Origin of the sequence: Acinetobacter sp. YH12218 (assembly GCF_013417925.1) — a bacterium.
In the GTDB taxonomy this organism is placed as follows: Bacteria; Pseudomonadota; Gammaproteobacteria; order Pseudomonadales; family Moraxellaceae; genus Acinetobacter; species Acinetobacter amyesii.
On record NZ_VPDB01000090.1, the window covers coordinates 1 to 9,824 of the forward strand.

Here is a 9,824-nt window from a genome sequence, read left to right on the forward strand (position 1 = left end):
AAAAAGCGCCAATCGGCTCTAGAATCTCATTTAATCGACTGTCTGAAAGTTCATTCTGTTTAGTAAGCCACTCAAGCGCATGTTTCGGAGTATTTAAACTAAATGACTCATTAAACACGCTCTCTTTTGCGTTGTAATGCGCTGTAATAGTGTTTAAAACATTTCTGCAATATTCAGTATAGTTTTTTAAAAAGTCGTCTGTAATCGCAAATGAGGGCGCTCTAGCGACATCATAAACAGGAATATTGAACCTATTATCTTGCGGATTGGTCGGAACTCCGTATTTCACAGTTTTTGATTTCAAATGCTGTGTCACGTCATAACTCGCAAAGTCTCTGATCGCCTGTAGTTGCGGTAAAAGATCAGGATTAAATCGAGTGATTTCTTCGAGTCGATCAACATCAGCCACACTTCCCCAATGATGGACCAGGGGAGCTGTGGCCGCTGCAAGCGGTTCAGCTCGCCGGGTCTCAAGCTCAATTTGTCGTTTTTTCTGTTCTTCAAGTTCTGATTTCTTCAACTGCAGTTCATGAATCAGCTTTTCTGAAATTGCGATTTGTTCATCAAAAGTCTTTGTTTTAATTATATTTTCATTTCCGATTTTATGAACTTGTTTAAGTCCATTTTCAATTTGCTCAAGTTGTTTGTGTTGCTGTCTTGCTTTTCTGTTGTGTTGAACAATGTCGAATTCTTCTCTTTGTTCCTCACTGAGATTTTTTAAAAAATAGCCTTCATGCACAGTGGGGATTTTTGGATTTTGTGCATCGTTATGAGAACGGCAATCAATGCTTGTGCTGTACTTTTCAAGTGCATTATTTGCAAGTATTTCCCAAGTTTTTCTTAACTCTTTTACTTGCTCTTTTTTGAATACAATCTTTTCGCCAAATTCATTGTTTTCAAGGGTTCTAGTGGTGAACATGATATGTGCGTGATAGTTTTTTTCAGCTAAATCATTCGGTTTATGCAATGCAACACTCACCGCAACTCCGTATTTTTCAACTAGCCAAAGGCATTGTTTCTGAACTAGTTGGATGCGTTCAATCTCAGAAAGTTCGGCTGGAATTGCGACAACAATTTCACGAGCAAGTTGTGAGTTTGATTTTGTTTCTCGTGCTTCGACTTTGTTCCATAAATTTTCGTGATTATAAAAACTCAGGTCGCTTGTGTCTTTCGGAAGAAACAGATCCACATGCTCAATTGAGTTCTGCCGATTTTCATATTTGAAAGTTTTACCGTACCGCTCACACGTTAAATTCTGCCCGATTCGATAAGCAAGACTTGCAAGAACTGCTTGCCCTTTGCCGCGTGAAATAGTTTTGATTGAACAATGATAAATTGCCATTTTCACATCCCCCACTAATTCTTTTGATTTTCAAAAAACTTTGTTTTTTGGCGGTTGAAAACCGCTGTACCCCCGATGAAATGGGGGTCGCACGGCAAACAACGGAGTGTTTGCATAAGTGCGCCCTTAAAGTCAGGGGGACTTCTTCACGGATTATGATGCAGTTTTAAAAATTGACGCAGCGTATGTCACCAAAACCTCAATTTTTCAATTTTGACGACATTAAATCGTGGTTTTTTGTGGTCTGTTGTATAACCAAGCTTTGAGCGAACTAATGGATTGTTTAATGACCCCTGACCAACTTGATCAAATGATTTTTGAGACAACTCAGCACATTGATAATGAAATCTCAAAACTGAAAAACTTAACAACAGCAAGAAAATTCACACGAGAAGACCAAGAGCAACAAGCAAAAAACTGGAAAAATTTGCGGACTCAAAAAGAAAAAACGGCTCAAAGAAGCCAACAAGAACGCGATCAAACATCGCGTAAAATCATCATTGGTGGTCTCTATCTCTCAAAAATGCAACAAGATCCCGAGAAATATGCTCCTGTTTTTTCGATGCTTGAAAAAACACTCACTCGCGATCGAGATAGAAAGCTCTTCGGCTTTGAACCATTTTCAAGTGATCAAAAGATTTTAAGAAAATCTAAATAATAAGAGGGTCTTACAGAACGAGTGTCTACGAGTGAACTAACAAAATTCGCGACTCGACTTTCTGAAAAACTGCTTTTTAGGCTGTGAAGTCTAAATAAGCGTAAATCACATGTAGAAAATTGAGTCTAGATCGAGCGTAGCGAGTAAACAGCTTATGAGCGAAGCGAATTCCTAGTTGCTTTTGCTTTTTCTTAAATTCACGGGAATATCAACCTAAAAATTGCCCCGACGAATCGAGCGTAAGCGAGATTCAATAGAGTTTGAGCGAAGCGAAAACCAAGGGCAATTTTTCAAATTTCCTTTTTAATTATTTTTAAATCTTTTAAATCTTTTAGGCTATCTGAAAGGCTTTAACAGAAAGGCTTTCAGCTACTAACTATGAGGGATTGACTACTAACTATGAGGGATTGACTACTAACTATGAGGGATTGACTACTTAACTATGAGGGATTGACTACTAACTATGAGAGAATTATATTACTCATAATTAGTTTATCGAATTAAAAATGATGAGTACATCTAAAAAAGAATTGGTAGTTAAATCAAATCAAGTAATTGAGGCTTCATATCAACTCAGCTCAACAGAACAACGGATTGTCTTAGCAGCTATTAGTAAGATTAGTCGGGCTGAAGATATTACAGATGATGAAATTTATCGCGTAACTATTGATGATTTAAAAAAACTTGGGGTTCATGAAAAAACAGCTTATAGAGATCTAAAAGATGGTGTAAACCGCTTATATGACAGATCAATTAATTTAGCTATTGATGATGAGTCAATCAAAATGAGATGGATTCAATCCATACGATTTTTAGAAAGTAAAAGCGTTGTAGGAATTCGGTTTTCTAAAGAAATTTTGCCGTTCATTTCTAATCTAAGTCGTGAATTCACTAAGTATTCGCTATCTGACATTGCTGGTATGAGTAGCGCATATGCTATTCGTATTTATGAGCTACTAAGCCAATATCGTTCCATAGGAAAACGAGAGATTTCCATCGAATCTCTAAGAAGTATGTTGGAGTTAGGGAAAAGATATCCATTGTCTGCTGATTTAAAGAGATGGGTTATTGATACTGCTGTAGATCAAATCAATGAACATAGCCCTTTAAATGTATCTTACGAGCAAATAAAGACAGGTCGAAAAGTCACACACATTCACTTCACGTTTAAAGAAAAATCAAAAAGTATTGAGCATAAATCCGAACAGAATAATTTTTATAAATTGACAGATTCACAAATTAATATGTTCGGTAATCAGCTTTCACGCTTACATGAAGTATCTCACCTAGCACAACAAGGTGAAAGTTATGACGACTTAGCTATTAAAATTAAAGATATGCTGCGAGATCCAATAAAACAAAAACAACTTATTCCTCATCTTAAAAATTTAGGCTTTAAGGCATAAAGGTCGATTGTGTATGTAGCAGTTGACTGTTTGTTAATGTATTTTAGTTCACATAATGGACAACCAAAATTACAAGATGAAATCACTATCTGTTATTGAGCTTTCAAACCTCTATGGAATAACTCGTCAAGCCATTTATAAGCAAGTTAATAAAGGTAATTTAAGTAAGAATAGTGACGGTAAAATTGATCTTTCTGAAGCTATTCGAGTCTTTGGTGAACCTTCTAGAAATGTAAACAGTTCACAGACAACCGAAACACGAAAGTTGTCAGAAGTTCACCTATTAGAACAGCAGGTTTACATGCTTCAAAAACAGCTTGAACAGGCTCATGAGCGTGAGCAGTTCCAACGTGAGGAACTAAAAGCTAAGAATGATCAGTTACACGTTAAAGATGAGCAAATTGAAGCAATACAACGCCTACTAGAAGCTCCAAAAGCTTATACAACTAGTTCTATCGACCCAAAATTAGATATAGCAACAGATGCTAGGTCAAAAAGTGAGTCGAACTATGATGTATTGACTACTCAACCAAGAGAAACTCCTGTAGAAGTAGAGATCCAAACTCAGCCGAAAGATGACGGATTGACTACTCCGGAGCAGACAGAAAATAAGCGTATTCCAGTGCCGGAACATGTTGAACCGGAGCAGCCGAAAAGAGGGTGGTTAAGCCGGTTTTTCTTGCCGAATGGCTAAGGGCATTATTCAACCGAGCTAATCAAAATCGTGAAACATTGCTTAAATAATAGGCGTGGAACGTGAAAAATCATAAAAAAAGCCCGAACAGGGATGCTCGGGCTATAAACTAGAAACTACAGCGTTGAATTATAAGGATAATTATAACGCATTTCGTATAAGGTGTATTATGTTAATTTTAGATAAACTATAGAATCCATTAGTTTTTAAACCAATAAATTAAATATTTTATGGAACTCCAGAATATTTATTCAGGCGATACTTAAGCAATAAGGGTAGGGTGATTACATAAAGTATTGCAGCTAATGCCCATACCATTCCAGGAGCTGATGCCTGAGTCATAAAATAGAGGCTAGTAACTAATACAGGACCAATTATAGCCCCCAGACTATTAAAACTGCTTAATAGCCCTTGTAATTCACCTTGTCTTTCATCACTAATACCTCTGGACATCATTGCTTGCAAAGCAGGAACGGCTACTCCACCAAGGGCAAACAATGGTAACAACGCAAAAGGCACCCATTCTTCAACAGCAATAGATAAAAGAAGTAAACCAATTGCATCGCAAGCTATTCCACATAACAACGTATTTTTCTCTCCAAACCTCTTTACCATAGGGGCGATAGCAAAAACCTGTGCAATAGAATGGCATATTCCATAACTAGCAAGGGAAACACCTGCAATAAATATACTCCAGCCATAACGATCCTGCCCATAGATAACCCATAAAGTTGCGGGGACTTGTGAAACCAATGTGATAATTAAAAAGATACCAAGCAATGGAGCCATATTAGGTTGAGTGATCAAATAGGATAATTTCTTTAATATTGATTGCTCCTGAACCTTCTCAGTCATTTTATTGCTGTGTTTTGATTCTTTTAATAAGACTGCTGTCATTATTAAATTAATCCCATTCATAAAAGCAGCAGCAAAGAACGGTGCATGTAAGTTCCATTCACCCAAAACTCCACCTATTACCGGACCCGCTATAAACCCAATACCAAAGACAGCTCCAAGGAGACCAAACCTTTTTGCACGCTCATGGGCTGGAGTAATATCTGAAACATAAGCTGTTGCAACAGCCATGTTGGCACCTGTAATTCCCGCAAAAATACGACCAATATATAGCCACAATAGAGAAGGAGCAGCAGCCATTAGGAGATAATCAGCCGTTGCACCAGCAATTGAAATAATTAATACAGGTCGACGTCCAAATCGGTCACTCAACGCTCCAAGGATAGGTGCAAAAATGAACTGCATCAGAGCATACACAGCTAATAAAGCACCATAGTGAACACCGCCTGCTTCAGCTCCAGCCAATGACCGTAATAATTCAGGCAAGATCGGCATAATTAAACCAATCCCAACAGCATCCAGAAATATAGTGATTAAAATCACGCTCAATGATTTCTTCACAAATGCCTTCTCTAGCAATGATAGAATTAATATTCTCTCACACACTCCCTATCAGTGATAGATTTATGAGTAAAAAAGATATTGCACCTCAACGTCTGACACGTGAAATAGTCCTGCGTACCGCATTGGATATGTTGAATGAAGAAGGCATAGATTCAATAACCACACGCAAGCTAGCTCAACGATTGGGTATTAAATCTCCAACTCTATATTGGCATTTCAAGAATAAATCCTTGTTAATGGAAGCAATGGCGGAAACCATTATAAATGAACACCATTTAGTTTCTTTACCCATCGATGGGATGACATGGCAAGATTGGTTGCTCGCTAATTCTGTAAGCTTTCGTCGAGCACTACTAGCTTACCGTGATGGTGCTCGTCTACATGCAAGAACTAGCCCCAGTCAAGGACATTTCAACACGATTGAGGCCCAAGTTGCGCTGTTATCTCATGCAGGGTTTTCTCCTGTTGAAGCAGTTGCATTACTTATGACATTAGGAAGGTTTATTGTTGGGTGGGTCCTTGAGGAGCAGCAAGAAGAAATAAGATCAGACCCACCATTCGAAGCCGATCCAACTATATATCCACTCATGCTCCAAGGAGTGAATACCTTACAAAATATGAATGCGGATGACATTTTTGAAAATGGGATTCGTATGGTGATTATCGGTGCTGAAAGACAACTTGATATTAAAATGCAAACTTAACTCTATACTGCTTTAAGCAACTGTTCTATTTAGTAATAAAGCTTTTATCCTTAATTATTTAACATAATAGAGCTTATACGAAACGCACTCATAAATAGTTTTATATTTCAAAAAGTTATGCTATAAAAAATTGGGACGCAAAACCTAAAAAGCCGACTTAGAAACAAGTCGGATTTTTATTAAGCAAAGTTGTAACTTTTAGCCAATGAAATTGATCAAAAAACATTCATTTTTGCATTTTTTCCTGATTTAGCAAGGTTCACAATTCAGAAATAATCCCCAATTTCTGCGGACAACTCTTGGGATAAAATAGGCCAACTTTGTAAGCTAAAACTTACACAGATTTAAGGATTTTGCGGATTGGTAATTCAAGGCATTAATCCTATGATGACTATATAGGGAACAGGATGTTTCCAGAAAAACAAGAATAAGAAAGTAGCGCAAGGAATGGGCAGCACGAGATCAGCAAGACGAGCAACGCAATCTAGAAAAGCCCGACAGGATGTCGGGCTTTTTTATTGCCTGTATCTTTTAGATCAGGCTTGGATGTGCATCTAGAATACGAATTAAAGTCGCTGCTGGGCCAGTCGGGTATCTACGGCCTTGTTCCCAATTCTGTAGCGTTCTCGCACTGATATGCAAACGTGATGCAAATTCGACTTGGCTTAAACCTGTTTTTTCGCGGACTTCTTTAATATCGGGTAATTCAAGCTCGGTTATTCGGCTTGCTTGGATCTCTTTACGTTTAATTGCGCCTGCTTCTTCAATCGAAGAAACCAGATCATCAAATAAATTGTTATCCATGAAGTTGCTCCTTCACTAATTGACGAAGAATGGCTGTTTCCTTATCTGTCAGGGTATCTTTTACTGATTTTGGATAAGCCAATAAGAAAAAAATTTGGTGATCTTCATTAACCCAGTAATAAATCACTCGAATACCACCACTTTTTCCTTTGTTACCTTGAGCACAACGTACTTTACGAATGCCACCACCATTTTTAACCACATCGCCCTTATCAGGCTGTAGCAAAAGATCTTGCTGTAACTGACGGTATTCTTCATCAGACACAAGCTCTTTAATTTGTTTGGTAAAAATACTGGTTTCAATGAATAACATGAATTAAATACGTCAATGGCGTACATGGATTTTAGCAATTTTAAAAGAAAAAAACGAGAACATTAAGCTCTCATTTCGAATAGCGACCATTATCTTAAATATGAATGATAAAAAACTATTGACTTAATATTTGTTCATCAATATATTGTACTCAACGAGTCGCTGAATACGTTTAACTAAATAAAAAGGTGAATACTATGATTGAACAACCTCGCTTGGTTATGAACAATGAAGAAGTTATTGAAAATATTAAAAAATTTAACTCAGAAGTAGCTCTTTATGCAACGGGAGATCAAGATAGCTCTATTACATTACTAGTAGAAAATATTTCTCATTACAGAGCTTGGTATGCTTATTGGGATAAAGATGAACATAAATACCTATTTGCACCATCAAAATATATTGGTTATCAAAATATGGATGCAAAACAATATGCCGAATTAAACCGTTCTTACTTAGATGGGCGAAAGACTGAAATTGTCCTTTCTAATTGGTATCAAACTTTGGACGAGAGTAGTGATAGCTATGAAGACTTAAGAACCAAACTTTCTGATTATTGCTGGAACCATAATAAAAATCTTAATGCACTTTTCAGAATCAATGTTCTTAAGCAAGAAAATGAAAAAGATATTTTAGAAAAAGATCTTGTAGATCTCATCTACAAAGTTTACTTAGGACTGTCTAGCGAGAATAAAGAGCTAGTAAAAAGAAAAATTATGAATTCACTTTAATTTCATAATTATAGATATTTAATGATTTTACCAAATTTTTGAATAAATTAAAAAAGAGGCCCGTTATGAATAATTTTAGTTCTCAATTTCAAGGTGTTATTAATACCCATTTTGGACAAAAAATATTAGATTTTTTAAATGAAGAAAAAACTATCGTAATGCTTGAAACAGCAACTTACCTTGATAGACCAGCACTTGAGGCTTTAGTTCCAACCTTAGAAGCACGTTTTGGTGATGAGCTACAGGGGATTAAGGATAATTCTAACAATCCAGAGAATATAGATTTTGATCGCTTAAAACAGACAATAGGTCATATGGTTAGAGTAATTATGGAAAAACATGGTTATGTGATAGATCAAAACGGTGTAGAAATTCCTAATACTCGTCAGACTCTGTTTTTAACAGCTACTAGCTATAAAAAAGCTTAATTTACAAAGGAACTTGTTGAAATAAAACAAGTTCCTTTTTTTTAAATACGGTGACAGCAAATATGAAATTATTCTTGGACTGTGAGTTTAATGGTTTTGGTGGAGAACTAATTTCCATGGCTCTCGTTGATGAAAATGAAAAATACTTCTATGAAGTCCTACCATGTATGAATCCCACTTCATGGGTATTTAATAATGTTATTCCTGTTTTAAATAAACAAACTATTGATTTAATAGAATTTAAAGAAAATTTATTTAGTTTTCTAAATCACTATGAAACCATACATATAGTTGCTGATTGGCCAGAAGATTTTTCATTATTTCTAACAACTCTCATACTTCAACAAGGCGTCTGTATGATGACTCCAAAGTTGACAATGGAGCTTTGGGAAAGCGATACAAGCCTAACTATAGACTCAAAAATACCTCACAATGCCCTACAAGATGCTTTCGCACTAAAAAGAAGATATTTTATCTAAAATTATTTTTGTTTTTAATAAATTACCGCCCAAATATTAAAAAATTTCAATTTTTGTTGAAGTGACTACAGAGCAAGTTATTATAAAAAGTGCCCCGCATTTGTTCTAGCTGATCCATGATTAGCTATTTAACATAAAATCTCTTATACGAAATTTAATTTCTTAACCCCCTACATATCTTGTTTAGATAAACTTTCAACACATTCAACGACATTAATCAATCCAGCTTCCTCTTCAATTTGTTCAATTGGAATACCTGTAAATACTAGGAATATTGACCAATGTATTACATTTTTTTTGACACGATTTCCTAAGAGAACGCTTAAATTCATGCTAAAAAAAATGTAAGGTCGTGACTCAAAATTAATAAAAAATCGGTTGGTAATCAGCGTATAACTATTGATATACAAGCATTTCATGAAACATTGGTGTCCAAAAAATTATAATTTTGATCAAAAAATGTATTACATTTTTTTTGACACGATTCCCTAAGAGAACGCTTAAATTCATGCTAAAAAAAATGTAAGGTTTTCACTCTGGCTCAAACCGAGGATCTGATTCAGGCAGATTTAAAAGTTCGGATGCTCTGTCCTGCTCAACATCAATTTTGGTGTTAGGTACATATGCTTCTGCAAGCTCAAATGCTTTTCCTATATGGCTTTGCTGTTTTTTTATTTGTTCAAGTTGAGCAGAAAAAACTTCGTTTTTCTGTCTCAACGAAAAAGCGCCAATCGGCTCTAGAATCTCATTTAATCGACTGTCTGAAAGTTCATTCTGTTTAGTAAGCCACTCAAGCGCATGTTTCGGAGTATTTAAACTAAATGACTCATTAAACACGCTCTCTTT

12 protein-coding genes are annotated in these 9,824 nt (G+C 35.9%); 7 read left to right on the plus strand and 5 right to left on the minus strand.

Translation table 11 applies throughout. The annotated features are described in order from the left end of the window. Nucleotides 1-1,342 (minus strand): MobA/MobL family protein (locus tag FTV03_RS15970; protein ID WP_180042145.1); only part of this gene is annotated, 1,342 nt, incomplete at its 3' end. A gap of 286 nt (nt 1,343-1,628) precedes the next feature. Here FTV03_RS15970 and FTV03_RS15975 point away from each other — a divergent pair. From FTV03_RS15975 to FTV03_RS15985, 3 genes are all read left to right on the plus strand, one after another. Then, nucleotides 1,629-2,000, plus strand: coding sequence for a hypothetical protein (locus FTV03_RS15975; protein WP_180042147.1), 372 nt, complete (start codon nt 1,629-1,631; stop codon nt 1,998-2,000). A 506-nt stretch (nt 2,001-2,506) separates the two neighbouring features. Further along, entirely contained in the window at nt 2,507-3,406 is a 900-nt protein-coding gene (repM, locus tag FTV03_RS15980) for a replication initiation protein RepM (RefSeq protein ID WP_180042149.1), read from the plus strand. Nucleotides 3,407-3,482: 76 nt separating this feature from the next. After that, nucleotides 3,483-4,100 (plus strand): plasmid replication DNA-binding protein, encoded by a 618-nt coding sequence (locus FTV03_RS15985; RefSeq protein ID WP_180042165.1) that lies wholly within the window; start codon nt 3,483-3,485, stop codon nt 4,098-4,100. 228 nt (nt 4,101-4,328) lie between these two features. Here FTV03_RS15985 and tet(39) read toward each other — a convergent pair whose 3' ends face one another. Next, entirely contained in the window at nt 4,329-5,516 is a 1,188-nt protein-coding gene (gene tet(39), locus FTV03_RS15990) for a tetracycline efflux MFS transporter Tet(39) (protein ID WP_180042151.1), read from the minus strand. A 65-nt stretch (nt 5,517-5,581) separates the two neighbouring features. Here tet(39) and FTV03_RS15995 point away from each other — a divergent pair, with 65 nt between their 5' ends. Further along, nucleotides 5,582-6,223, plus strand: a complete 642-nt coding sequence (locus FTV03_RS15995; protein WP_004787586.1) for a TetR/AcrR family transcriptional regulator C-terminal domain-containing protein — start codon at nt 5,582-5,584, stop codon at nt 6,221-6,223. Between the two features lie 531 nt (nt 6,224-6,754). On the opposite strand, the gene nadS is transcribed toward FTV03_RS15995, so the two are convergent. Both nadS and FTV03_RS16005 read right to left on the minus strand, forming a co-directional pair. After that, nucleotides 6,755-7,027 (minus strand): NadS family protein, encoded by a 273-nt coding sequence (gene nadS / locus FTV03_RS16000; protein ID WP_180042153.1) that lies wholly within the window; start codon nt 7,025-7,027, stop codon nt 6,755-6,757. Continuing rightward, nucleotides 7,020-7,340 carry a type II toxin-antitoxin system RelE/ParE family toxin gene (locus FTV03_RS16005; RefSeq protein WP_180042155.1) on the minus strand — a complete coding sequence of 107 codons (321 nt, stop codon included), beginning with the start codon at nt 7,338-7,340 and terminating at the stop codon, nt 7,020-7,022. Before FTV03_RS16005 ends, nadS begins: the two co-directional genes overlap by 8 nt. 197 nt (nt 7,341-7,537) lie before the next feature. Here FTV03_RS16005 and FTV03_RS16010 point away from each other — a divergent pair, with 197 nt between their 5' ends. The 3 genes from FTV03_RS16010 to FTV03_RS16020 all read left to right on the plus strand — a co-directional run bounded on the left by FTV03_RS16010 (nt 7,538) and on the right by FTV03_RS16020 (nt 8,978). After that, nucleotides 7,538-8,071, plus strand: coding sequence for a hypothetical protein (locus tag FTV03_RS16010; RefSeq protein ID WP_180042157.1), 534 nt, complete (start codon nt 7,538-7,540; stop codon nt 8,069-8,071). Nucleotides 8,072-8,136: 65 nt separating this feature from the next. Then, nucleotides 8,137-8,499 carry a hypothetical protein gene (locus FTV03_RS16015; RefSeq protein WP_180042159.1) on the plus strand — a complete coding sequence of 121 codons (363 nt, stop codon included), beginning with the start codon at nt 8,137-8,139 and terminating at the stop codon, nt 8,497-8,499. A 62-nt stretch (nt 8,500-8,561) separates the two neighbouring features. Beyond that, on the plus strand, nt 8,562-8,978 hold the full coding sequence (locus FTV03_RS16020) for a hypothetical protein (protein WP_180042161.1): 417 nt from the start codon (nt 8,562-8,564) through the stop codon (nt 8,976-8,978). A 531-nt stretch (nt 8,979-9,509) separates the two neighbouring features. Here FTV03_RS16020 and FTV03_RS16025 read toward each other — a convergent pair. After that, nucleotides 9,510-9,824: hypothetical protein (locus FTV03_RS16025; RefSeq protein ID WP_218950673.1), on the minus strand; the 315-nt coding region annotated here is incomplete at its 5' end.